This window comes from Thioalkalivibrio sp. ALE10 (assembly GCF_000381385.1).
In the GTDB taxonomy this organism is placed as follows: Bacteria; Pseudomonadota; Gammaproteobacteria; order Ectothiorhodospirales; family Ectothiorhodospiraceae; genus Thioalkalivibrio.
The window spans coordinates 147,072-168,079 of the sequence record NZ_KB906455.1 but is presented as its reverse complement, the minus strand read 5'-3'; the positions used below and the strand labels follow the sequence as shown (position 1 = coordinate 168,079).

Below are 21,008 nucleotides of genomic sequence, written 5' to 3'. Positions count from 1 at the left end.
TTAGCGCCCAGCCACTTCTGGATCGCTGACGCCAGCCGGCGCCTCCTGAACCTCATGCCGGGTCCGGGGCGTGGTGCGTGCGTTGGAATCGACCGTAGTAGCAATGCGAACAACCTCCCGTTGGCTCCTCGAACACAACAGTCATTTACCATTGGGCATACAGCAAACGGGACCTTCTCTCGCGGGATGTGATCAGGCGAGACCTGACACGCAAGTTATCCAGCGCTCGACGTCGGAGGCCACCGGATCATGCTGGCGAGCCACATCCATCCTCGGGATCTTTCTCTCGTGAATTGATGGATTTCATAATTTTCGAAACACGAAAAATCTATGATACGGGTTTTCGCCAACACGATAATTTCTAATCATCTTCATAGACACTACGTTCGAGAGATCATATTGCACCCGCGCTAACGAATAACCAGCTTTGTTTATCTCCCAGTAATGTTCGCCATCGAATTGATGTTCGCGCGCCCCGATCCGTGGCTTGGGAATCGAGATCCACCTCAAACCTACCAAAGGAATGTGGATCGCCATTGGCCACCGCTCTGCTGCATCCGGAAGCGAGATAATCGCACCCTTGCGGGCCACCCGCGCCATTTCGCGGAAGATGGCCAGACTCTTTTCGTATGGCACGTGCTCCAACATCTGGAACGCGCAGACCACGTAAGCTTCCCCGTCAAGAGGACCATTCATTCTTAGAGTCCTCAGCGGTTGAATGGAGCTGGGCGTAGACGACCGGCGGCAGGTCGCCGAGGGCGTCATGCGCCCGCTCCTCGTTGTAGTCGATCACCCACCAGTGGGTGATCTCGCGGACCTCCTCGAGGTCGTTGAACAGGTAGAGATCCAGGACCTCGTTGCGGTAGATGCGGTTGAAACGCTCGATGAAGGCGTTCTGGTTCGGCTTGCCGGGCTGGATGTACTGAATGAACATCGCGTTCGCCTCCGCCCAGGCGCGAAAGGCGTCGGACAGGAATTCCGGACCATTGTCCACGCGCAGGATCTGCGGCAGACCGCGCTCGGCCTTCACCCGTTCGAAGGTCCGGGTCAGGCGGTGGCCATTGATGGAGGTGTCGATCTCGATGGCCACCGCCTCGCGGTTGAAGTCGTCGACGATGTTGAAGGTCCGGAAGCGCTTGCCGGTGTACAGCCCGTCACTCATGAAGTCGGCGGACCAGACCGTGTTCGGCGCATCCGGTACGAACAGCGGGTTATAGGCCCGCGGCGGCAGTCGTCGCCGGGTGCGGCGCGGCTGGTTGAGGCCCATGGCCCGATACACGCGGTGCACCCGCTTGTGGTTCCAGGGGTGGCCCTTCCGGCGCAACCGCCGGTAGAGCTTCCAGAAGCCGCGCCGGGGCGCGTCGTCCACCGCTTCGTTGAGGGCGTCGATCACCGGTTCGTCACGCTCGGCCGGTGACGGCGCCTGAGGACGTCGATACCAGGCCGACCGGGAAAGCCCAACACAGCCGCAGCTGCGGCGGATGGACAGGCCGTGGCGCTGGTGGAGAAAAGCCACGGCTTCCCGCTTCTCGGTCGGCCTCAGAGCTTTCGGTCGATGAGGTCCTTCATCGCCGTGTTCTCGAGGGACAGATCGGCGTACATCTGCTTGAGCCGGCGGTTCTCCTCCTCCAGCTCCTTGAGGCGCTTGAGGTCCGAGGCGGCCATGCCGCCGTACTTCGACTTCCAGTTGTAGAACGTCGGCTGGCTGATCCCGTGCTTGCGGCAGATCTCCTTCACGGACTGCCCGGCATCCGCCTCCTTCAGGATCGACAGGATCTGGTTCTCGCTGAAGCGTGACTTCCGCATGGCTCCCCTCCCGGCTGCTCGACCTCGATTGTGCCAGAGGACTCTAATAACCACTGGTCCTCGTGGAGGGGAAGCTTACGGGCTCCAGACGCAAGCTGGCGGAACCGGGACCGCAAACCATTCACCCACCGGTTCCCAGCCGCTCGATGTCGTCTTCTCCAAGATAATCCCCAGTCTGCACCTCAATCACCTCCAGCGGCCCCTCGCCCGGGTTCTCCAGGCAATGGATCTCGTGCAGGGGGATGTAGGTCGACTGGTCTTCCCACACATCATATACGGTTTCCCCGCGCGTGACGCGGGCGGTGCCGGCGACCACGATCCAGTGTTCGGCGCGGTGGCGGTGACGCTGCAGGGAGAGCCGCGCGCCGGGGCGCACGTGCAGGTGCTTGACCTGGTAGCGTTCGCCGGTCTCCATGCTGCGGTAATGGCCCCAGGGGCGGTGCACGGTGGGGTACTGGTGCACCTCGGGGCGGTCCTGCTCGCGCAGGCGTTGGACCAGGACGCGCAGTTGGGGGAGCCGGTCGCGGGGTGCGGCGAATACAGCGTCCGGGGTGGCAATCACGGCGAGCTCCTGCAGGCCGAGGGCGGCGACGAGGGTGTCGTGGCCTTCCACCAGGCTGCGGGTGCAGTCCTCCAGCACGGTGTCGCCGCGGGTATGGTTGCCCTGTGCGTCCGGGGCCTGCAGGGCGGCCAGCGCTTCCCAGGAGCCGATGTCGGTCCACTCGGCGTCCAGCGGGGTGACGGCGGCGGCCTCGGTGGCTTCCATCACGGCGTAGTCGATGGAGCGCGCGGGGGCCTGGCGGAAGGCGTCGGGATCGGGGCGGAGGAAGTCGAGGTCGTGCCGGGCATCGGCGATGGCGGCGCGGGCGGCGCGCGGGATGTCGGGGGCGTGGCGTTCCAGTTCGGCCAGTACGCGCGAGGCGCGGAACAGGAAGATGCCGGCGTTCCACAGGTAGCCGCCCTCTTCCAGGTATTGCCGGGCGGTGGCGGCGTCGGGTTTTTCGGTAAAGCGGGCCACGCGGGCGCCCGCATCACCCAGTGACTCGCCGCGGCGGATGTAGCCGTAGCCGGTCTCGGGGCGCTCGGGGGTGACGCCGAAGGTGACGAGGTAGCCGGCTTCAGCCAGCGGGGTGGCGCGGGCCACGGCCGCGTGGAAGTCGCGGGTGCGGGCGATGTGGTGGTCGGCGGGCAGGATCAGCAGCAGCGGGTCGCGGCCTGCGGCCTCTTCACAGGCCGCGGCCAGGGCGATGGCGGGGGCGGTGTTGCGGCCCTCGGGTTCCAGCACCAGCGGCGGCAGGTCGGTGTGGCCGGCGCTGCGGAGCTGTTCGGCGGCGAGGAAGCGGTGTTCGGCGCCGACGAGGACGCGGGCGGGGGCGAAGCCTGGCGCGGGGTGTGGGGCTGGCCCCGGATCTGGCTCCGCAGCAGGTTCCGGGGGCATCGGCCAGGGGGCTGGCCTCCTACAACCAAACCCTGCCCGGTAGGAGGCCGGCCCTCCGGCCGATCGGGCGCCGGAGCTGGTCGGCCGGAGGGCCGGCCTCCCGCGGGGGGTGGTCGAACCGGGGTAAGCGCTGGCCACCCGCGCGAGTGTCTGTTGCAGGAGCGTCGGGCCATCGGCATGCGGCAGGGCCAGGAACTGCTTGGGATGCGCCTCGCGCGAGAGCGGCCACAGGCGGGTCCCGGAACCGCCGGCGAGGATCACGGGCTGGATCACGGTATCGTCCATGTCGGCATCATACCCCAGTGCGGGCCTCCGACCGCCGTATCGGGGCCGTATCGGGGCCGGATCGGGGCCGAATCGGCGCCAAATCGGCCAGGGGGCTGGCCTCCTACTACACCCGACCGGTAGGAGGCCGGCCCTCCGGCCGATTGTGCGTCCGAGCTGTCTCCAGGGCCGGATCGGCCAGGGGGCTGGCCTCCTACCCCCTCCCTTCCCGGTAGGAGGCCGGCCCTCCGGCCGATTGTGCGTCCGGGCTGTCTCCAGGGCCGAATCGGCCAGGGGGCTGGCCTCCTACGACCCCATCCCGCCCTGTGGGAGGCCGGCCCTCCGGCCGATTGTGCGTCCGAGCTGTCTCCAGGGCCGGATCGGCCAGGGGCTGGCCTCCCACGGGTCGGGGAAGGCAATGCCGTGATGACAGCCCCGTTGCGGAGGCGTAGCATTTTGAACTTGAATCGGGGACAGGGAGCGCCGATAACCATGGAACAGAAGCGTATTCATGTTCGCTGCCTGCTGGAGCGGCGGGCTGACAACCTGTATGCGGGATATTCCCTCGAGTTTGCGATTGCTGCTCAAGGGGATTCGCTGGAGGACGTACGCGAACAGCTCCACGCCATGATCCAGAACCACCTGGAAGAGGTGGCCGCGTCCGCCGAGGCCGGTAATCTTGAAGAAGCGAAGCAGCTTCTCCGGCGCAAGGCACGACCCGGAGTTTTTCTGAAATTTCACTGGGTACGGCTCCTGGATTGGTTGCGACACAACGGCCAGGGGCCGCGCGATCGACAACGCTTCGAAGAGGATGCCGATATCCCGAGCGCCCTCGCGTGACCCACCGCTCCATGTGCCATGGGATTCGGCGCCAACAAACGGCAGGTAAGCCATCGTGAATTCACCCGCGTGCTTCGACACCTCGGTTTTGAGGTGAACAGGAAGCAGGGAAAGGGCGCACATGAGAAGTGGGTGCATCCCGAGTTTCGCGGCGCGAAACGCGTGGTCCTGGTCAGTGAACACAATCAGCCATTTGCGAAAGGCATCCTGCGCGCGATGATCGACCAGACGGGATTGAAGCCACAGGAATTCTACCGTTGCCTGGACGATCCCAAACGTGCCAGGGAGATCCTGGGAACGTAGGAGGCCGGCCCTCCGGCCGACAGCCCCGGCGCCCGATCGGCCAGGGGGCTGGCCTCCTACAAACCCCTCGCCCGGACCGGTAGGAGGCCGGCCCTCCGGCCGATGGGGCCGCGCTGGATGCCCGAACGCCGAATCGGCCAGGGGGCTGGCCTCCTACCCCTCCCTTCCCTGTGGGAGGCCGGCCCTCCGGCCGATCTGCCCGGTGCCAGTCTTGCCCCGTCGGACAGGCCCCGGATACGAGCGGCTGGCGGGGTTACCGCAGCGAGCGAACCTCGATGTCCAGGTCCAGCTGGCTCCATGCCCGATCGGCGGTCAGGACCGGGAGGGCCTTGTCTCTGGCCAGCGCGAGGCAGGCACGGTCGGCCATTGACAGGCCATGTCGGCGGGAGGATTCCCACAGCTGTGCGGCCAGCTCGGCCTGTTGCGCCGTGAATGGCTCGAACACCAGCCCGACATCCATGAACTCCTGCTGCATGCCCCGGACGTCCACCCCGCTCTGCAGGGATTTCTGGACAACCTCCGACCAGTTCACGGTGGACACGCAGCCGCCGTCGAGGGCACGCGCCACCCTGTCTCCGCCCGGCTCGTCATGCAAAAAGGCCAGCAGGGCGGAAGCATCCAGCACGGTGGTCATGGTTCACCGTGTTCATGCCCGGCTTCGCGCCGCCGATCGTCAATGAGTTCGTCCGAGAGGCTGACGTCCCGCGGGATGTGCCTGAATCGATCACGGAGCCGTTGCTCGACGATCTCACGCCGTTCCAGCACCAGGCTCTCCCCGACCAGACGCGCGACCAGGCGGTCGCCCGGGCGCAGTTTCAGGGTATTGCGCAGTGCCGCCGGGATCACCACCCTGCCTTGTGCGCCAACCTGCACCTCGTTTTCGTTTTGTGCCACGGCTCTCATCCTCTGCCACATACAGCTCCAATATGGCACAGCAAGGCGCAACGAACCATGGCCAACCGCAGGCCCCGACATCCCGCGCCCGATCGGCCAGAGGGCTGGCCTCCTACAGGCCGAACCCTGCCACCGGTAGGAGGCCGGCCCTCCGGCTGATTGTGCGTCCGAGCTGTCTCCGGCGCCCGATCGGCCAGGGGGCTGGCCTCCCACAGGCCGAACCCTACCACCGGTAGGAGGCCGGCCCTCCGGCCGATTGTGCGTCCGAGCTGTCTCCGGCGCCCGATCGGCCAGGGGGCTGGCCTCCCACAGGCCGAACCCTACCACCGGTAGGAGGCCGGCCCTCCGGCCGATTGTGCGTCCGGGCTGTCTCCGGCGCCGGGTGGCGCTGGCGGCACATGTTTTTTGTACATACAATATTCAAATGGAGATCGAATTTGATGCGGACAAGGACGCCGCGAACCTGGCCGAACACGGTGTCTCCCTGGCCGACGCCGCGCATCTCGACTGCGACACGCTGCTGGCGATGGAGGACCGCAGGGCCGATTACGGCGAATGCCGGATCACGGGGTGCGCCCTCCGAGAAGAGCGGCTGTACTGCGTCGTCTTCACGGACCGGGGATCCGCTCGCCGCATTATCAGCCTGCGCAAGGCCAACAACCGAGAGATCCTTCGCTATGCCCAAATTTATGACGCTACGTGACGGCCGCCGGGTCGCGCTGAACGATGCCGACGAGGAAACCCGGGTCAACGAGGGCATCGCTGCGGATCCGGACACCCATGAGCCCGATGAACAGGAGTTCGCGAACCTTCGTCCGGTCGGTCGCCCACGGTCCGAAGTGACCAAGGAACGAATCACGATCCGCCTGTCACCGGAGGTGGTGGACGCGTTCCGCGCAACCGGAAAAGGCTGGCAGACGCGCATGGACGCGGCCCTGAAGGAATGGTTGAAGGAACACCACCCCACCCCGGACCCGTAGGAGGCCAGCCCTGTGGGAGGCCGGCCCTCCGGCCGATGGGGCCGCGCTGGATGCCCGAACGCCGGATCGGCCAGGGGGCTGGCCTCCTGCCGGGTCGGGGGTTGGCGGGCATCCGGGAGCGCGATAGGCTTTCTGGCTCAGGGGACACAAGCTGGAGTAACGCGCCATGGATGGCCGCCCTCATGCCGAGGCCCTTCGCCGGGGCCGGTATTCCGAACCCGGCCGTATCTATCTGGTGACCACGGTTACCCGTGACCGCAAACCGGTTTTTCAGGATCTGTGGGCCGCCCGCGCCCTGATCGGTACGCTGCGTTACGCGGACAGGGAGAACCACGCGGAGACCCTCGCTTTCGTGGTGATGCCCGACCATCTGCACTGGTTGATGTCGCTGGGCGAGGTGGAATCGTTATCCACGGTGGTTCGGTCGATCAAGGCCGTCACGTCCAGGCGTCTGGGACATGCGGTGTGGCAGCCGGGGTTCCATGACCGAGCGTTGCGGCGGGAGGAGGAGCTGTTGCCGATCGCCCGTTATATCGCAGCCAATCCGCTGCGTGCGGGGCTGGTGCGAAACCTCGGCGATTATCCGCACTGGGACGCGATATGGCTGTAACCGCGCCCTGCAGGAGGCGAGCCCGAAATCGGCCGGAGGGCTGGCCTCCTACCGTTCCCGCGCCCTGCAGGAGGCCAGCCCCCTGGCCGATCCCCTGCTCGATGATATGCTGGCCATAATCCCTTGACATTCTGGTACCAGGCTATGGACCCAACCATCGAAAAAATGTCGGTCGCCGAGAAACTGCGAACCATGGAAGCCCTGTGGGAGGACCTGAGCCGCACCCCCGAGCAGGTTCCTGCTCCGGAGTGGCACGGTGAGGTCCTGGACGACCGGGCAGTGCAGATAGAACAGGGGCGCTCGCAATTCACCCCCTGGAGCAGTGCGCGGGAACGCTTGCTCAATCGCCCTGAATGAAGATTGAGCTCCTCTCGGAAGCCGAACGCGATCTGACTGACGGCTTTCATTTCTACGAAAAGCTTTGTCCCGGGGTCGGTTTCTATTTTCTCGAAAGCCTGGCCAGCGAAATCGACTCCCTCGCCCTTTACGCCGGCATCCATGAGACCCGGTTCGGCTTCTACCGGCTGCTGGCTCGTCGGTTCCCGTATGCCGTGTATTATCGAATGCCGGAGCCGGAGCGGGTTCAGATTCTTGCCGTGCTCGATTGCCGTCGGTCACCCGAAATGGCGCGGACTCGGCTGCGGCCTGATTGAATGCCGATCGGGCGTTGACCTACCCGGCGTCGGGGGTTGCCCGAACGCAAAATCGGCCGGAGGGCCGGCCTCCTACGGGCCGTGCCCGCCGATCCGCCGGGGCCCGCCGACCCGGCCGGGGCACCCGTAGGAGGCCAGCCCCCTGGCCGATCGGGCATCAGGGGTTATTCCCCGGCTTCGATGATGGCAGAGATGTGTTCGACCTGGCGGCGCAGGAGGTGGCGGTCGCCGCGGGTCTCGACGTTGAGGCGCAGCAGGGGTTCGGTGTTGGAGCCGCGCAGGTTGTAGCGCCATTGGGGGAATTCGACGCTGATGCCGTCGGTGCGGTCGATGCGGCCGGACTGTGCGTCGGTGGCGACCATCACGCGGTGGATGGCGGACATCATGTTGTCCACACGGAAGTTGATCTCGCCGCTGCAGGGGAAGCGCTCCATGCGTTCGCGCACCATCTCGCGCAGGGACTGCTCGCGCCGGCCCATCAGCTCGACCACCCGCAGCCAGGGCAGCATGCCGGAGTCGCAGTAGTAGAAGTCGCGGAAGAAGTGATGGGCGCTCATCTCGCCGCCGTACACGGCGTTCTCGCGGCGCATGGTCTCCTTCATGAACGCGTGGCCGGCCTTGCTCTGCACCGGTACGCCGCCGGCGGCCTCGACCATCTCGATGGTGTTCCAGGTGAGGCGCGGGTCGTGCACAACCCGGTTCCCCTGCCCGCCTCCCGGCTGCGCGCGCAGGCTGGCCTCGGCCAGCAGGCCAACCATGTAGTAGCCCTCGACGAACTCGCCATGCGAGTCGAAGAAGAAGCAACGGTCGAAGTCGCCGTCCCAGGCCAGGCCGAGGTCGCCGCCGAAGGACAGCACCGCGTCGCTGGTGAAGCGGCGGTTCTCCTCCAGCATGGGGTTGGGGATGCCGTTGGGGAAGTTGCCGTCGGGTTCGGCGTTCTCGCGGATCAGCTGGATCGGCAGATGCGCGTCCAGCTCGTCCAGGACCGGGCCGGCTCCGCCGTTTCCGGGGTTCACGAGCAGGTTGAGCGGCGGCATCACCTCGGGGTCGACCAGGCTCAGCAGGTGGCGGATGTACGCCTCGCGGTGGTACAGACGTCCGGTGCGCCCGCGCACCCGGGGGGTAAACCCGCCCTGCTCCGCCCGCCAGCGGATCGCCTCCAGCCCGGTGTCCGCGCTCACCGGCCGCGCGCCCTCGCGCACGATCTTGAGCCCGTTGTAGTCCATGGGGTTGTGGCTGGCGGTGACCATGATCCCCGCCCCGGCCCGGTAGTAGGCGGTGGCGAAGTAGACCTCCTCGGTGCCGCACAGGCCGATGTCGGCCACGTTGCAGCCGCCGGCGGAGAGTCCGTCGATGACCGCCGCCGCCAGCGCCGGGCTGGTCAGGCGCACGTCCCGCCCCACGATGGCCATGCGCGGCCCCAGTTCCTCGGCCACGGCCCGCGCGATGTTGTACGCCACCCGCTCGTTGAGCTCGTACGGGACCCGCCCGCGGATGTCGTACGCCTTGAAACAGTCCAGGTTCATGTGCCCGGGTCCGGTTCGTGCAGGAACTTGAGGTCCGCGTCCCTGCGTTTGCGGGCGGCCTGATAGAAATTCTCGTGCGGGGCCAGATTCATCAGCGTGAGGACGAGCTGTCCCTCGTCCCATGCGTAACCCAGCAGGATCTCCTGCCCCTCCAGCCGAAATTTATGCACCCACAGATGTGCGAGATCGCCCCGCTCCCGCGTCCCCAGTTCCGGATTCTCGACCAGCCGGGCGATCTCGTCGTCCACCCGGTCCTTCTGCTTTTCGCTCAAACGCTTGAACGCCTTGCGGAAGGTCGGCGTCTGCCGTAACTCAATCCTTCTTTCGGCGGACATACGGCTCGACCCGTCCTGCGTCGATCTCGGCGGTTGCAGTCAGCGCGTCCCTGATAAATTCATAGGGCAGATCCGGGTTGTCTTCGGCCGTGCGGCCGATCTGCACCCAGTGCTCGATCTGCTTGGGCAGGCTGCGGTGATTGGCCTCCGCATAGACCTGTGCATCACGGACCAGGGTGTCGTCCAGACGAACGCTTCGGGCCATGGGTGGCATCTCCTGCGCCCTTCGACGCGATGACAAGCGTGGATGGCTGCGACAATTTGTCGCACTGTATCGGACTTTAGGGCGGACGGGGGGCGGGGTCAACCACGCCGGAGGAAGTCGCCCGGACGTGGGATCGGCCGGGGGGCCGGCCTCCTGCGCGGCGGGGGCCGTAGGAGGCCAGCCCCCTGGCCGATCGAGCGCCGGAGACAGCCCGGACGCCGAATCGGCCGGAGGGCCGGCCTCCTACACGACCGGGGGCCGTAGGAGGCCAGCCTCTGGCCGATCGGGCGCAGGAGATCGGCCGGACGCGGAATCGGCCGGAGGGCCGGCCTCCTACGCGGCGGGGGGCCGTGGGAGGCCAGCCTCTGGCCGATCGGGCGCAGGAGATCGGCCGGACGTGGAATCGGCCGGAGGGCCGGCCTCCTACCGATCGGGTGCGGGGCGGATCGGGGCGTGTTTGCTTGACGGTCGGGTGGCTTGGCCGGAGACTGTTGGACTTTCCAATGATGAGGGTTTGCCCCGATGAGCCAGTCCGAAGTGAAGACCGAGGAGAAGAAACAGCATTTTGACGACATCTACGTCGCCGAGACGCCGGTGCCGTTCAAGGAGCGCATCATCGACGCGCTGGACTACATCTCCGACGACTTCAACCGCCAGACCTTCGACCGGCTCATCCTGCCGTGGGCCGAGCAGCAGGCCGCCGACGGCCGCACCCTCAACTACGTCGACCTGGCCTGCTGCTTCGGCAACACCACGATGGCGGCGGTGCACAACATGACCGTGGACGAGATCCGCGAGAACTGGGCCTCGGAGACGGTCTGCAACACCATCAGCAAGCCGCGCCGCCTGCCGATGCACACCACCGGCATCGACATCTCCGAGAACGCCCTGGCCTACGGTCAGCGTGCCGGCCTGTTCGACGAGACCCACGCGGCCGACCTGAACAATCCGGCCCCGGAGACCCGCGACGCGATCGAGAAGTCGCTGGAAGAGGCGGACATCCTGCTGTCCACCGCGTCGCTGGTGTACCTGGATCCGCCGGCCATCGCGTCGCTGCTGGATGCGTTCCGCCGTGGCGAGGGCGAAGGTTACCTGCTGGTGAACTTCCTCAACCCCTTCGCGCTGGAGAAGGCCGACGAGACCAAGCGCATGCTGCTGGACCGCTTCGAGTTCGTGGGCAGCACCGCCAGCCGTCACCGCCGCATGTCCGAGCTGGAACAGGAAAACTATCCGGGCGAGGAATGGGCGCTGCTGGAGATCTGGGTCCTGCGCCGCAAGGCCTGATACCCCGCCTCGCGCCCCGGGTCACCGGGGCACGAGGCCGTTCTGTTAGCAAGGGCCATTACAGGAGGACGACGCGGTCGCGTCCGCCCTCCTTGGCCTGATACATCGCCTGATCGACCCGCCGCGTGATCGCGCGTGGCGTGTCGTTCGGCTGGCGCTCGGTCACCCCGAAGCTGGCGGTCACCGCCGGTGCATCCGGCAGATCCAGCTGCGCGATCGAACGACGCAGTTTCTCCGCCGCCGCGGCGGCACCCTCGCCGTCCGTCTCCGGCAGCACGATCAGGAACTCCTCTCCGCCCCAGCGCCCCAGCAGGTCCTGTTCGCGCAGCTGGGCATCCACCGTGCGGGCCACCGCCTTGAGCACCACATCACCGGCCTCGTGTCCGTGTTTGTCGTTCACCGCCTTGAAGTGGTCGATGTCGAACATGATCAAGGCCATCGGCCGCTGATAGCGATCACAGCGGTCCAGCTCGGCCTCCAGACGGTTGCCCAGGGTCAGGCGGTTGGCCAGCCCGGTCAGCCAGTCGGTCTCGGCCAGACGCCGCACTTCGTCCTCCATGCGCACGCGTTCGGTCACATCCTTGCCGAAGGCCACGAAATGCGTGATCTCGCCGCAGTCATCGAAGATCGGGGTGATGGTCTGCTCCAGATGGACCTTCTCGCCGTCCGGTCGCCGGTTCACGAACTCGCCCCGGAAGCCCTCGCCCCGGCGCAGCCGCTCCCACATCGTGGTAAAGAACTCGTCGTCGTGCTCCTCGGACTTGAACAGCGCCGGTGTCGCCCCGATGACGCTGTCGGCATCGAAGCCGCTGAGATCCAGGAAGGCCGTGTTGGCGAACACGATGACGCCCTCGGGATCGGTGATCAGCACCGGGTCGCCGGAGGCCTCCAGCGCGGCGGACAGCAGCCGCAGCTGCTCCTCGCGGCGCCGGTCCTCGGTCACGTCGCGCTGCACCGAGACGAAATGCGTGATGCTTTCGTGCTCGCCCCGGGCGCGCACCGGCGAGATGTGCCAGCGTACGCTGTAGGGCTCGCCATCCTTGCGGTAGTTGATGGTCTCGGCGTCGAAGCCCTCGCCGCGTTCCAGGGTCGCCCGCAGGTCGTCCAGCACCGCGCGGGAGGTCTTCGGCCCCTGCAGGATGCGCGGCGTCAGGCCGAGGACCTCGTCCCGGCGGTAGCCGGTCATCTGCTCGAAGCCGCGGTTCACATAGACGATGCGCGGCCCCGCTTCGAGGTCGGCATCGGTGATCAGCACGCTGTGCGCGGTGTCCTCGATCGCGGCATTGAGCAGCTCGAGCCGCGCGAGACCCTGCGGGATATCCAGTGAACCGGGGGGCGTCACCGGCTTCAGACCTCGTCCAGCATGCCGAGGATGGAACCGACGATGTCGCTGGTGGTGACGATCCCCTCCAGCTGGTTGCCTTCCAGCACCACCAGGCGGCGCACGTCCATGTTGACCATCATCCGCGCCACGTATTTGACGTCCATCTCCGCGGGCACGGTGATCACCGGCTTGGTGGCCACGTCGTACACGTTGGCCAGGTCGATGTCGCCCTCTTCGGCCACGATGGTCTTGAGGATGGTGGTGTAGGTGATGATGCCGTAGGCATCGTGCGGGTGCTGCTTGTCCACCACCAGCGAGCGCACGTTGTTGTCGCGCATCAGCTGCATGGCCTCGCGCAGCGGGGCCAGCGGGGCCACGGTGATGACTTTCTCGGTCAGGATGTCGCGAACCAGCATGAAGTCTCCCTCCGGTCGGAGTTGGGGTCAGATTTCGTCCTTGACCTGTTCCTCGAAGCGGTCGATCTGCCGCCGGTCAATGCCCGCCAGATGCGAGATGTCCGTGATGAAGGCCACCCCGCGCGGGTCTTCGTCCAGCCCAAGCTCGCGGAACAGTGATTTCAGCACCGTCAGCGCGAGGCGCTTCTCCAGAATCCACAGCAACACCGACTGGCTGCCCTCGTAGGTCATGCCGAGAAAGGTCTTGCGCGCCTCCGCGCCGATGCCGCGCGCATCCATGATGGTCACGCCGGCGGCACCGGCCTCGCGCGCCGCATCCACGGCCTTTTGTTCCAGTTCGTCGGGCAGCACCGCCACCAGGGCCGAGAATCTCATGCCGTGTCCCTCCTGTCCTTGCGGATCAAGCGTTCGTAAAGATCGACCGCGATGGCATAGAGCATCACGGTCACGATGGGGAAGATGGACGCGAACGCGATCAGGCCGAAGCCGTCGATCAGCACGTTGCGCCCCTCCAGATGCGTGGCCAGGCCGATCCCCAGCGCGGTGACCAGCGGCACGGTGACCTCCGAAGTGGTCACCCCGCCCAGGTCGAATGCCAGCGCCACGATGTCCTTGGGCGCGAGGATGGTCAGCACGATCACCAGCACGTAGCCGGCCATGATGTACAGGTGGATGGAATCCCCGCTGAGGATGCGGTGCACCCCGATGGTGATGCCCACGGCCACCCCCAGCGCCACCAGGATGCGGATGGCGCTGCCCTTCAGCGAGCCCTTGGCCGCTTCCTCCGCCTTCTGGCCGATGGCGATCAGCGCGGGTTCCGCCATGGTGGTCGCAAAGCCGATCGCAAACGCGAACAGGTACACCCACACGAACCGGTCGTTGGCGATCAGCTGCTCCGCCATGCTCTCGCCGATCGGGAACAGGCCCAGCTTGAGCCCGACCACGAAGGCATACAGGCCGAACACCACCAGGGCGAAGCCGAAGAGCACCCGCGGCAGATACGGAATGTGCTTGCGCAGCACGAAGTACTGGAACACCACGATCACGCCGATGATGGGCGCGACGTCGCGCAGCATCAGCAGCAGGTCCATGCCCATGGCGCTGAGGAAGTGGCGTTCCTCGCCCGCCCCGGGCAGATCCGTGTCGGTATCCATGGCCGCTCCGTCGCCGGCGCCGGGTGCCGGGCCGTCGATGTCGGCCCCGGCGAACACCACGATGCCGTAGAGCTGCACCGTGATCATCGGCACCATCACCGCCAGCGCGACCAGGCCGAAACCGTCGCGCAGCGGGTTGCGCCCGGCCAGCGATGCGGCCAGCCCCAGCCCCAGTGCGGCCACCAGCGGCACGGTCACGATGTTGGTGGTGACGCCGCCGGAGTCGTAGGCCAGGCCCACGATCTCCTCGGGCGCAAAGAAGGTGACCAGCACCACCAGCACGTAGCCGGTGAGGATGTACCAGTGCAGCGGATGGCCGAGCACCGTGCGCAGGATGCCCAGCGCCACCACCGTGCCCACCGACAGCGCCACGATCAGGCGCAGGATGAAGCCCTGGATGTGCCCCTCGGAGATGACCTCGGCCTGCTCCGCCACCGCGATCAGCGCCGGCTCCGCGATCACCGTGGCAAAGCCCAGGGTAAAACCAAAGGCCATCAGTAGGATCAGCGAGCCGCGCCGCGCCAGCGCGTTGGAGAGGTTCTTGCCGATGGGGAAGATCCCCATCTCCAGCCCCTGCAGGAACAGCGCCACGCCGAAGACCACGATCACCAGACCGATGGCCATGGACAGCACGCCCTCGGGCACGGACTGCAGCACGAACATCTGGAACACCGCCACCACGATCACGATGGGGGCCAGGTTGCGGGCGGCGTGGCCGAGGGTGTGGAGGAAGTTCATGCGCGCATTCCCGTCTGCACTCGGCGCAGAGCATACACGACCCGGTCCCGGTACAGGCCATACGCAAACGAACGGATCGAATCGCGATGCCTGTGGTCACAGCCACATGGACTCGCTCGCACACCCCTTCCGCGCCGTGGTGATCGGCGCCACCGGCGGCCTCGGCCGCGCCTTCGTCACCCATCTGGAGAACGACCCGAACTGCGCGCAGGTCGTGGCGCTGGGCCGCTCCACCGACCCGCCGCTGGAGCTCACCGACGAGGACAGCATCCGCCACGCGGCCGCATGGCTGGCGGATCAGGCCCCCGAGTGGGACCTGATCATCGACGCCACCGGGGTGCTCACCATTGACGGCCACCGGCCGGAGAAGCGTCTGCGCGAGCTGGATCCGGCGGTGATGACGCAGGCCTTCGCGGTCAATGCCATCGGCCCGGCGCTGATCTTCAAGCACTTCGTGGGGCTGCTGCCGAAGGACCGCAAGGCGGTGCTAGCGACGCTGTCGGCGCGCGTGGGCTCCATCGCCGACAACCACTCCGGCGGCTGGCTGAGCTATCGCGCCTCCAAGGCCGCACTCAACCAGATCGTGCGCACCACCGCGCTGGAGATGCGCTTCAGCCATCGCCGCGCGGTGGTGGCCGCACTGCAGCCGGGCACAGTGGAAACCCCGCTGTCGGAGCCGTACCGCGCCCGCGCCCCCGAGGTGCTGACGCCGGAACGCGCGACCGGCGCACTGCTGGAGGTGCTGGACGCCCTCGGTCCCGAGGACTCCGGCGGGCTGTTCGACTTCGAACACCAGCGCCTGCCGTACTGATCGGGCCGGGAGTTCAATCCGCCAGCGAGCGCCAGGGCCCCGGCACCGGCCACAGCCCGCGCGCCACCAGCTCGCCATCGTCCTGCAGCAGATAGCTCTCCTGCGCGCGGTGTCGCAGCGCACCCGCCAGTGCACGCCGCTCACTGGCCGAGTCGGCCGCAATCACGGTGATGCCGGTCTCGGGCACGGTCCAGGCCAGGGCCCCGACATCGGCTGCGGCATCGGGCAGGTCGTCCGTATCCGCGTGCGCCTCCTGCGGGCGCGTCGGCAGTCCGCGTTCGCCCAGCCATTCAGCGACCGCCGCGCGCGAACCCAGCAGCACCCGCGGTGCTTCGGCTCCCGCCCCGGAATCGGAATCGGGATCGGTATCCGGGGCCGCCGTCTCCGGCACCCGTCCCAGCCACGGCGCCAGCTCGGCGGGCGCGGCCCCGCCGAGGGGGATCACCCGGGTCGCCGGGTCCAGCTCCGCCTCGCGCAGGATGCGCGGGTACTCCTCCGCCATCAGGTGGCGGAACACGCGCCAGTCGGGGTCCACGGCGATGCGCGCGGGCCGCGCGTCGCCGGTCAGCTCCAGCTCCAGCTCGGTGGCGGCCTCCTGCAGATCCACCCAGTGCGTCTCCCGCGTCTCCCGGCCGTCATCCTCCGCGAACTCGACCACCAGCGGCACGCGCACCCGCCAGGGATCGTCGGTATCCGCCTGTGCCAGCCGCGCGGTCACACGCCAGCCGTCGGCGTCTTCACGCGCGGCCGGGTTCTCCAGCGCCAGGCGCGGCGCGCCGGCCCGGCCGATCCACTGCTCGAAGAACGCTTCCAGATCATCTTCGGTCGCCGCGTCCACGGCCGCGATCAGCTCCGGCCAGCCGGCCTCGCGATGCCGGTATTCGGCGTAGAAGTCGGCCAGCCCCGCGTGCAGCGCCGCCTCGCCGATGCGGTCCTCGAGCATCCGCCACAGCATCGCGCCGCGGTGATACCCGGCGATGCGGTCGGCCCCGGCATTGCCGCCGACGAACTCGCCATGCGGGTAGTCCTCGCCTTCCGGCAGGGCGGCGTAGTCACGCAGCCACTGGCCCCGTTCGTCGCGCGCCTCGCCGCGTTCTTCGGCGAACCGGTAATCGGCCATGAAGGTGGTCAGACCCTCGGTCCAGTTGCCCTGGCGGCGATCGGCGTACACCCCGGTGCCCCACCAGTTGTGCAACACCTCGTGCCCCAGCGAGGTGTGCGGGATGAACGGCAGCGGGATCACCTGCTCGCCCAGCAGGGTGAATCCGGAAAAGGCCAGCCCCACCGGCGCCGGGCTGGCCGCCACGGTGAAGCTGTCGAAGGCATATGGCCCGAGCAGGTCGCTGAAGCGCTCGAGGTATTCCACGGTCTTCTCGCGGTAGGTCGCGCCGAACGCGCCCTCCAGCTCCGCCGGGAACAGGGTGCGTACCTCCACGCCATCGGCGGTCTCGCTGCGTCCCTCCTCCCAGGGGCCGCTGGCCAGCGCCAGCGCGCGCCCGCCCGGGTGCTCGAACACCTCGCGGCGCATGCCGTCATCGTCTGCGTCCGAGGAGCGCCACGAGCCCGAGGCCACGACCCGGTGCCCGTCCGCCACCCGTACCTCCAGGCGCACCGGGGCCGGCTCGGCCTGCGGCTGCCGCGGGTACCAGGCGGCCCCCGCCGGCAGGAAGCCGCCGGCCGCGCCGAGGAATCCGCCCCCGGGGCCGGCGTCCTCCGGGGCCTGCAGCCGGGCACGGTATTCGATGACCAGCGGCCCGCGTGCGACGTCCCCGGCGACATCCCCGTCGCCATCGAGCGTCACCTGCAGGTATCCCGCGTCGCTGTGCTCGTGGTTCAGCGCGTGCCCGCCCCGCTCCACGGCGTCCACCCGCAAACCGCGTGCGAAGCGAAAGCGCAGATCCCCGTCCGCGTCTTCCAGCATCGCGGCGGGCAGGCTCAGACGACCCTGCAGCCGCTGCTCGGCGGGGAACAGTTCGATCGTCAGCTCGCGGGCGGGCGGTTCGCCGGCGACGACCGGTGCCGCCCACCCCGCAAGGAGCACGCTCAGCAGGCACGCCAGCGCGGTGGTGCCGGGACGATTGTGCCCCGGGGTACGCCGCAGGCGGGCCATCAGTGACCGTTCCCCGCGGCCGGCCGCGCCCCCGCGCTCTCCTGCCAGGGGAAGCGCGCGATCACCTGTTGGCGCTCGCCGTTGCGTTCCAGCACCAGCGGCAACCAGGTGCCCGGGGTCACGGCCTGAACGATGCGCTGCAGATCGGCCGGCGTCTCCACCGCGCGGCCACCGGCCTCGACCAGACGGTCGCCGCTCTCGATGCCGGCGGCGCCGGCCACCGAATCGGGCATCACGCCGCGGATCTCCACCCCGTCGCCCTCTTCGGGGCGCTGCATTTGCACCCCCAGGATCGGGGTCAGCGGCTGGAAGCGCTCGCCGCCCTGCACGCCGAACACCGCCCGCGCCAGCTCCGGGTCCTGCCCCGTACACGCCCCGTCGCTCTCGCGCGGCAGCAGTACCGGAGCGTTGGCCACGCCCAGGTCCGCCAGCTGGTGCGGCACGCCGTGGCCGTATTCCAGATGGCCGGAGCCGATGATCCCGACCACCAGCGGCGGCTGGTCACCGCCCGCCTCGATCACCCCGGCGATGGCCGCGGCCATCATCCGGTCCCAGGCCAGCTGGGTGCCGATGAACGCATCGCTGCCCCCCGGTGCGGCCGGATGGCGCGCCAGCACCTCCTCCAGGTATTCGCGATAGGCATCGGCGGGTTCGGCCGGGGCGGAGACCCCGTCGCGCTCGTCGGCGGGCACGCTGTCCCAGCCCTCGTGCCCCAGACGGCGCACCAGATCGCGCTCGGCGTTCAGCGCCACCAGCGGGACGTCGTGCACCCGCGCGAAATGCAGGATCGGCCAGTACAGCCGCGGGTTGAAGCCCCAGTGCTCGTACCAGTCGCTTTCCTGCAGGAACTGTTCCTCGTCCAGTTCACCCGCCACCCAGTCATCCAGCACCGGCTGCGCCGAGCGCGGCAGCATCTCCAGGCCGATCACCATGTCCGGGCGCTGACCGTGCAGCGCGGCCAGGGTGCCGACCTGCCAGCGATGGTGATCCATGCGGTTATGGGTCTCGCCCAGCAGCACCGCATCGGCGCCGGCCAGTTCGGCGAACAGCGCCGCGGCATCCACGTCCCCGCCCTCCGGCGTGGCCCACTGTCCGGGCTGCACACAATCCGCGCCCGATGGCACATCTGCATGGGGTGCAGAGGGCCCCAGAGCGAACACGGTGGCCGTCAGGGCCAGCAACGACGGCGCCACGAGGGTCCGCCACTCACACTTCGGAAACAGCCTCATCAAGCTTCTCCAGGCAGAATACGCAATGTCCATTGGGACCGGCCCCGCACCCGAGCGTTCCGGCCCGCGCTCGGCCTACAACCCAATCCGGGACCCGGAGGACCACGATGCGATTGAGCGAAGACCAGCGTAAAACGATCCACCACACCGCCCGCGAACTGTTCGGGGACTGTACCGTTTATCTGTTCGGATCGCGCGTCGACGATGCGGCCCGCGGTGGCGATATCGACCTGCTGGTGGAAACGCCCCGCCCGGTGGAAAACCGGGCGGCGATGGCGGCCCGCTACACGGCTCGCCTGCAAACTGGAACGGGCTGCACAGGATCTGCTGCCGAACCCTCCCGACCCAGCCGCTGCGCGCCCGTAAGAGCCTGCTTGCAGGCGAACAGGGCCGGACGGGCGTGCACATGGATCCGCGTTTCCCTAAGCTGGGAAGCATGGACGCGCCCCCGAATCCCGACCCGTCTCCGGCCGCTCGCGAGCGGCTGAACGCCACCCTCGGCCTGCTGCGCTCGCTGGCGATCTACCGGCGCCCCGGGCGCCAGCGGGCCCTGCGCCGGCTGTACCGTCCGTTCATCGGGCGCGACGACCGGGTGTTCGACATCGGCGCCCATCTGGGGGATCGCACGCTGGCCTTCTCCCGCCTCGGCGGCCACGTGATCGCGGTGGAGCCACAGCCTGCCCTGCGCCGCTGGCTCGAGCGCGGGCCCGGCCGGCGGCGCAACGTAACCGTGCGCGGCGAGGCGGTGGGCGCCGAACCCGGCACGGCCGACCTGTACATCAGCCACCGGACCCCCACGGTCTCCACGCTGTCCCCGCGCTGGACCGACGAGCTGCCGCGGCGCAACGACGGCTTCCGCCGCGTGCGCTGGGAAGATCATGTGCAGGTGCCGGTCATCACCCTCGACGACCTGATCGCCGAATACGGCATGCCGGCGTTCTGCAAGATCGACGCCGAAGGTTATGAAGTCGAGGTGCTGGCCGGGCTGTCACAGCCGATCCCGGCGCTGTCGCTGGAGTTCGTCGCCGGCGCGCTGGACATCGCAATCGCCGGCATGGAACGCCTGGCCGAGCTGGGCGACTACGAATTCAACGTGATCGCCGGCGAGCAGCGCGAATACCGCTTCGCCCGCTGGCAGGACCGGGGCCGGGTGCGGCTGTGGCTGGAGGCCCACGCCGCGGATTACGGCTCCGGCGATCTCTACGCCCGCCTGCGCATGCCGCATGCCCGATCCTGACGCGCCCCGCCCCCTGCCCCGCTGGCAGGACCTGACCACCGCCGAGGCCGCCGAACTGGCCGGCCGCGATCCGGTGGCCGTGCTGCCGCTGGCAGCCATCGAACAGCACGGGCCGCATCTGCCGCTGGACACCGATCTGCGCATCGGCGAGGGCCTGCTGCAGGCGGCGTGGGCGCAGCTTCCCGCGGATTTCCCCCTGCTGGCCCTGCCGCCACTGACGATCCTGGCCAGCCCCGAGCACGCCCGCTTCGCCGGCACCCTGAGCCTGACACCGGAGACCGCCATCCGCGTACTGGTGGAAACCGGGCGCGCGGTCGCGGCCACCGGCGTGCGCCGCCTGGTGCTGCACAACAGTCACGGCGGCAACCGGGCGGTGGCCGACACCGCAGCGCTGGAACTGCGCCGCCGCCACCGCATGCTGATCGTGCGCCATCATTACTTTCTCCAGGATCCGCCGGCGCAGGCCGGCATTCCGGCCGCCGAACAACGCCATGGCCTGCACGGCGGGCGCATCGAGACGGCGATGATGCGCCATCTGGCGCCCGCCAGCGTGCGCGACGCCGAGGCCCGCCACGCGGGCTCGCTGGGCGAGGAGCTGGAGGCCTCGCTGGAGGTCCTGCGCCCGGAGGGTCCGGCCGGATTCGCCTGGCTGGCCGGCGACCTCAACCCCGCCGGCACCACCGGGAATGCGGCAGCGGCCACCGCCGCCGAGGGCGCGGCCCTGGTGGACCACTACGCCACCCACCTGGCCGCCGCCCTGCGCGACGCCCGCGCCTTCCCCCTGGACCGGCTCGCGTGAGCCCTCCGGAAACTGCGGAATTGTCCCGGCCGGCGGGCAACGGTCTACCATC

Annotated in this window: 26 protein-coding genes; 12 read left to right on the top strand and 14 right to left on the bottom strand. The window is 68.2% G+C overall.

From position 1 onward, the window contains the following. Window positions 1-303: 303 nt before the first annotated feature. The 3 genes from F788_RS13775 to F788_RS0111030 form a co-directional block, all read right to left on the bottom strand. The gene (locus tag F788_RS13775) at window positions 304-696 is read right to left on the bottom strand and encodes a class I SAM-dependent methyltransferase (RefSeq protein ID WP_196800572.1); all 393 of its coding nucleotides are present in this window, start codon (window positions 694-696) and stop codon (window positions 304-306) included. Continuing rightward, window positions 680-1,806, bottom strand: a protein-coding gene (locus F788_RS13770) for an IS3 family transposase (protein WP_156815085.1) whose coding sequence is annotated in 2 segments (ribosomal slippage) — window positions 680-1,551 and window positions 1,551-1,806 — 1,128 coding nt in all. Because the reading frame shifts where the segments join, the coding sequence is not laid out codon by codon here. Before F788_RS13770 ends, F788_RS13775 begins: the two co-directional genes overlap by 17 nt. A 121-nt stretch (window positions 1,807-1,927) precedes the next feature. Further along, window positions 1,928-3,529 (bottom strand): mannose-1-phosphate guanylyltransferase/mannose-6-phosphate isomerase, encoded by a 1,602-nt coding sequence (locus F788_RS0111030; RefSeq protein WP_026332769.1) that lies wholly within the window; start codon window positions 3,527-3,529, stop codon window positions 1,928-1,930. 471 nt (window positions 3,530-4,000) lie between these two features. Between F788_RS0111030 and F788_RS0111025 the strand changes: the two genes are divergently transcribed. Further along, complete coding sequence (locus tag F788_RS0111025; RefSeq protein ID WP_019590193.1) at window positions 4,001-4,348, top strand: hypothetical protein; 348 nt, start codon at window positions 4,001-4,003, stop codon at window positions 4,346-4,348. An 18-nt stretch (window positions 4,349-4,366) separates the two neighbouring features. Beyond that, a complete protein-coding gene (locus tag F788_RS0111020; protein ID WP_019590192.1) occupies window positions 4,367-4,651 on the top strand; it encodes a type II toxin-antitoxin system HicA family toxin in 285 nt (94 codons plus the stop codon). Window positions 4,652-4,904: 253 nt separating this feature from the next. Here F788_RS0111020 and F788_RS0111015 read toward each other — a convergent pair whose 3' ends face one another. Both F788_RS0111015 and F788_RS0111010 read right to left on the bottom strand, forming a co-directional pair. Then, window positions 4,905-5,285: a PIN domain-containing protein gene (locus F788_RS0111015; RefSeq protein ID WP_018871125.1), complete on the bottom strand. Its 381-nt coding sequence runs from the start codon at window positions 5,283-5,285 to the stop codon at window positions 4,905-4,907. After that, window positions 5,282-5,545: an AbrB/MazE/SpoVT family DNA-binding domain-containing protein gene (locus F788_RS0111010; protein ID WP_019570950.1), complete on the bottom strand. Its 264-nt coding sequence runs from the start codon at window positions 5,543-5,545 to the stop codon at window positions 5,282-5,284. The genes F788_RS0111015 and F788_RS0111010 overlap by 4 nt, the downstream gene beginning before the upstream one ends. A 424-nt stretch (window positions 5,546-5,969) precedes the next feature. On the opposite strand from F788_RS0111010, the gene F788_RS0111005 reads away from it, so the two are divergent. The 5 genes from F788_RS0111005 (at window position 5,970) to F788_RS0110985 (ending at window position 7,788) form a co-directional block, all read left to right on the top strand. After that, a complete protein-coding gene (locus tag F788_RS0111005; protein WP_019590191.1) occupies window positions 5,970-6,248 on the top strand; it encodes a BrnT family toxin in 279 nt (92 codons plus the stop codon). Beyond that, window positions 6,223-6,525 carry a BrnA antitoxin family protein gene (locus F788_RS0111000; protein WP_051080621.1) on the top strand — a complete coding sequence of 101 codons (303 nt, stop codon included), beginning with the start codon at window positions 6,223-6,225 and terminating at the stop codon, window positions 6,523-6,525. Before F788_RS0111005 ends, F788_RS0111000 begins: the two co-directional genes overlap by 26 nt. 166 nt (window positions 6,526-6,691) lie before the next feature. Beyond that, window positions 6,692-7,135: a transposase gene (locus F788_RS0110995; RefSeq protein ID WP_018946144.1), complete on the top strand. Its 444-nt coding sequence runs from the start codon at window positions 6,692-6,694 to the stop codon at window positions 7,133-7,135. A gap of 144 nt (window positions 7,136-7,279) precedes the next feature. Then, window positions 7,280-7,492 (top strand): addiction module protein, encoded by a 213-nt coding sequence (locus tag F788_RS0110990; protein ID WP_019592889.1) that lies wholly within the window; start codon window positions 7,280-7,282, stop codon window positions 7,490-7,492. Next, a complete protein-coding gene (locus F788_RS0110985) occupies window positions 7,489-7,788 on the top strand; it encodes a type II toxin-antitoxin system RelE/ParE family toxin (protein WP_019021009.1) in 300 nt (99 codons plus the stop codon). The genes F788_RS0110990 and F788_RS0110985 overlap by 4 nt, the downstream gene beginning before the upstream one ends. 164 nt (window positions 7,789-7,952) lie before the next feature. On the opposite strand, the gene F788_RS0110980 is transcribed toward F788_RS0110985, so the two are convergent. Genes F788_RS0110980 through F788_RS0110970 form a run of 3 tightly spaced genes read right to left on the bottom strand, consistent with a single transcriptional unit; the run spans window position 7,953 to window position 9,854 of the window. Continuing rightward, entirely contained in the window at window positions 7,953-9,314 is a 1,362-nt protein-coding gene (locus F788_RS0110980) for a phosphomannomutase/phosphoglucomutase (RefSeq protein WP_019590188.1), read from the bottom strand. Further along, window positions 9,311-9,649 carry a type II toxin-antitoxin system RelE/ParE family toxin gene (locus F788_RS0110975; protein ID WP_255349487.1) on the bottom strand — a complete coding sequence of 113 codons (339 nt, stop codon included), beginning with the start codon at window positions 9,647-9,649 and terminating at the stop codon, window positions 9,311-9,313. Before F788_RS0110975 ends, F788_RS0110980 begins: the two co-directional genes overlap by 4 nt. After that, window positions 9,627-9,854, bottom strand: coding sequence for a hypothetical protein (locus F788_RS0110970; protein WP_018946147.1), 228 nt, complete (start codon window positions 9,852-9,854; stop codon window positions 9,627-9,629). Before F788_RS0110970 ends, F788_RS0110975 begins: the two co-directional genes overlap by 23 nt. Window positions 9,855-10,376: 522 nt before the next feature. Between F788_RS0110970 and F788_RS0110965 the strand changes: the two genes are divergently transcribed. Next, window positions 10,377-11,138 (top strand): class I SAM-dependent methyltransferase, encoded by a 762-nt coding sequence (locus tag F788_RS0110965; protein ID WP_020610530.1) that lies wholly within the window; start codon window positions 10,377-10,379, stop codon window positions 11,136-11,138. A 58-nt stretch (window positions 11,139-11,196) separates the two neighbouring features. Here F788_RS0110965 and F788_RS0110960 read toward each other — a convergent pair whose 3' ends face one another. From F788_RS0110960 to F788_RS0110945, 4 genes are read right to left on the bottom strand one after another with little or no spacing between them, the layout of a single operon-like run. Beyond that, on the bottom strand, window positions 11,197-12,480 hold the full coding sequence (locus tag F788_RS0110960; protein ID WP_019590186.1) for a diguanylate cyclase: 1,284 nt from the start codon (window positions 12,478-12,480) through the stop codon (window positions 11,197-11,199). Window positions 12,481-12,485: 5 nt separating this feature from the next. Then, complete coding sequence (locus tag F788_RS0110955; RefSeq protein WP_018871354.1) at window positions 12,486-12,878, bottom strand: CBS domain-containing protein; 393 nt, start codon at window positions 12,876-12,878, stop codon at window positions 12,486-12,488. A 27-nt stretch (window positions 12,879-12,905) separates the two neighbouring features. Then, window positions 12,906-13,253, bottom strand: a complete 348-nt coding sequence (locus F788_RS0110950) for a hypothetical protein (protein WP_018871355.1) — start codon at window positions 13,251-13,253, stop codon at window positions 12,906-12,908. Then, complete coding sequence (locus F788_RS0110945) at window positions 13,250-14,770, bottom strand: DUF1538 domain-containing protein (RefSeq protein ID WP_019590185.1); 1,521 nt, start codon at window positions 14,768-14,770, stop codon at window positions 13,250-13,252. The genes F788_RS0110950 and F788_RS0110945 overlap by 4 nt, the downstream gene beginning before the upstream one ends. 106 nt (window positions 14,771-14,876) lie before the next feature. Here F788_RS0110945 and F788_RS0110940 point away from each other — a divergent pair, with 106 nt between their 5' ends. Then, window positions 14,877-15,581: an SDR family NAD(P)-dependent oxidoreductase gene (locus F788_RS0110940; RefSeq protein ID WP_019570529.1), complete on the top strand. Its 705-nt coding sequence runs from the start codon at window positions 14,877-14,879 to the stop codon at window positions 15,579-15,581. A gap of 13 nt (window positions 15,582-15,594) precedes the next feature. Here F788_RS0110940 and F788_RS0110935 read toward each other — a convergent pair whose 3' ends face one another. Further along, the gene (locus F788_RS0110935) at window positions 15,595-17,691 is read right to left on the bottom strand and encodes a M1 family metallopeptidase (RefSeq protein WP_019590184.1); all 2,097 of its coding nucleotides are present in this window, start codon (window positions 17,689-17,691) and stop codon (window positions 15,595-15,597) included. Further along, entirely contained in the window at window positions 17,691-18,755 is a 1,065-nt protein-coding gene (locus F788_RS0110930) for a ChaN family lipoprotein (protein WP_019590183.1), read from the bottom strand. Before F788_RS0110930 ends, F788_RS0110935 begins: the two co-directional genes overlap by 1 nt. Before the next feature lie 53 nt (window positions 18,756-18,808). Here F788_RS0110930 and F788_RS14285 point away from each other — a divergent pair, with 53 nt between their 5' ends. From F788_RS14285 to F788_RS0110920, 3 genes are read left to right on the top strand one after another with little or no spacing between them, the layout of a single operon-like run. Next, window positions 18,809-19,408 carry a nucleotidyltransferase domain-containing protein gene (locus F788_RS14285; RefSeq protein WP_369772471.1) on the top strand — a complete coding sequence of 200 codons (600 nt, stop codon included), beginning with the start codon at window positions 18,809-18,811 and terminating at the stop codon, window positions 19,406-19,408. After that, the gene (locus F788_RS0110925) at window positions 19,357-20,157 is read left to right on the top strand and encodes an FkbM family methyltransferase (RefSeq protein WP_019021018.1); all 801 of its coding nucleotides are present in this window, start codon (window positions 19,357-19,359) and stop codon (window positions 20,155-20,157) included. Before F788_RS14285 ends, F788_RS0110925 begins: the two co-directional genes overlap by 52 nt. Continuing rightward, window positions 20,144-20,956, top strand: a complete 813-nt coding sequence (locus F788_RS0110920) for a creatininase family protein (protein WP_019590182.1) — start codon at window positions 20,144-20,146, stop codon at window positions 20,954-20,956. Before F788_RS0110925 ends, F788_RS0110920 begins: the two co-directional genes overlap by 14 nt. Window positions 20,957-21,008: the final 52 nt, after the last annotated feature.

Bases quoted from the DNA above. Each gene is read 5' to 3' on its own strand.
- F788_RS13775 (WP_196800572.1), bottom strand. From the start codon at position 696: ATGAATGGTCCTCTTGACGGGGAAGCTTACGTGGTCTGCGCGTTCCAG.
- F788_RS0111030 (WP_026332769.1), bottom strand. From the start codon at position 3,529: ATGGACGATACCGTGATCCAGCCCGTGATCCTCGCCGGCGGTTCCGGG.
- F788_RS0111025 (WP_019590193.1), top strand. From the start codon at position 4,001: ATGGAACAGAAGCGTATTCATGTTCGCTGCCTGCTGGAGCGGCGGGCT.
- F788_RS0111020 (WP_019590192.1), top strand. From the start codon at position 4,367: ATGGGATTCGGCGCCAACAAACGGCAGGTAAGCCATCGTGAATTCACC.
- F788_RS0111015 (WP_018871125.1), bottom strand. From the start codon at position 5,285: ATGACCACCGTGCTGGATGCTTCCGCCCTGCTGGCCTTTTTGCATGAC.
- F788_RS0111005 (WP_019590191.1), top strand. From the start codon at position 5,970: ATGGAGATCGAATTTGATGCGGACAAGGACGCCGCGAACCTGGCCGAA.
- F788_RS0111000 (WP_051080621.1), top strand. From the start codon at position 6,223: ATGCCCAAATTTATGACGCTACGTGACGGCCGCCGGGTCGCGCTGAAC.
- F788_RS0110995 (WP_018946144.1), top strand. From the start codon at position 6,692: ATGGATGGCCGCCCTCATGCCGAGGCCCTTCGCCGGGGCCGGTATTCC.
- F788_RS0110990 (WP_019592889.1), top strand. From the start codon at position 7,280: ATGGACCCAACCATCGAAAAAATGTCGGTCGCCGAGAAACTGCGAACC.
- F788_RS0110985 (WP_019021009.1), top strand. From the start codon at position 7,489: ATGAAGATTGAGCTCCTCTCGGAAGCCGAACGCGATCTGACTGACGGC.
- F788_RS0110980 (WP_019590188.1), bottom strand. From the start codon at position 9,314: ATGAACCTGGACTGTTTCAAGGCGTACGACATCCGCGGGCGGGTCCCG.
- F788_RS0110975 (WP_255349487.1), bottom strand. From the start codon at position 9,649: ATGTCCGCCGAAAGAAGGATTGAGTTACGGCAGACGCCGACCTTCCGC.
- F788_RS0110970 (WP_018946147.1), bottom strand. From the start codon at position 9,854: ATGGCCCGAAGCGTTCGTCTGGACGACACCCTGGTCCGTGATGCACAG.
- F788_RS0110965 (WP_020610530.1), top strand. From the start codon at position 10,377: ATGAGCCAGTCCGAAGTGAAGACCGAGGAGAAGAAACAGCATTTTGAC.
- F788_RS0110955 (WP_018871354.1), bottom strand. From the start codon at position 12,878: ATGCTGGTTCGCGACATCCTGACCGAGAAAGTCATCACCGTGGCCCCG.
- F788_RS0110950 (WP_018871355.1), bottom strand. From the start codon at position 13,253: ATGAGATTCTCGGCCCTGGTGGCGGTGCTGCCCGACGAACTGGAACAA.
- F788_RS0110945 (WP_019590185.1), bottom strand. From the start codon at position 14,770: ATGAACTTCCTCCACACCCTCGGCCACGCCGCCCGCAACCTGGCCCCC.
- F788_RS0110940 (WP_019570529.1), top strand. From the start codon at position 14,877: ATGGACTCGCTCGCACACCCCTTCCGCGCCGTGGTGATCGGCGCCACC.
- F788_RS0110935 (WP_019590184.1), bottom strand. From the start codon at position 17,691: ATGGCCCGCCTGCGGCGTACCCCGGGGCACAATCGTCCCGGCACCACC.
- F788_RS14285 (WP_369772471.1), top strand. From the start codon at position 18,809: ATGGCACATCTGCATGGGGTGCAGAGGGCCCCAGAGCGAACACGGTGG.
- F788_RS0110925 (WP_019021018.1), top strand. From the start codon at position 19,357: ATGGACGCGCCCCCGAATCCCGACCCGTCTCCGGCCGCTCGCGAGCGG.
- F788_RS0110920 (WP_019590182.1), top strand. From the start codon at position 20,144: ATGCCCGATCCTGACGCGCCCCGCCCCCTGCCCCGCTGGCAGGACCTG.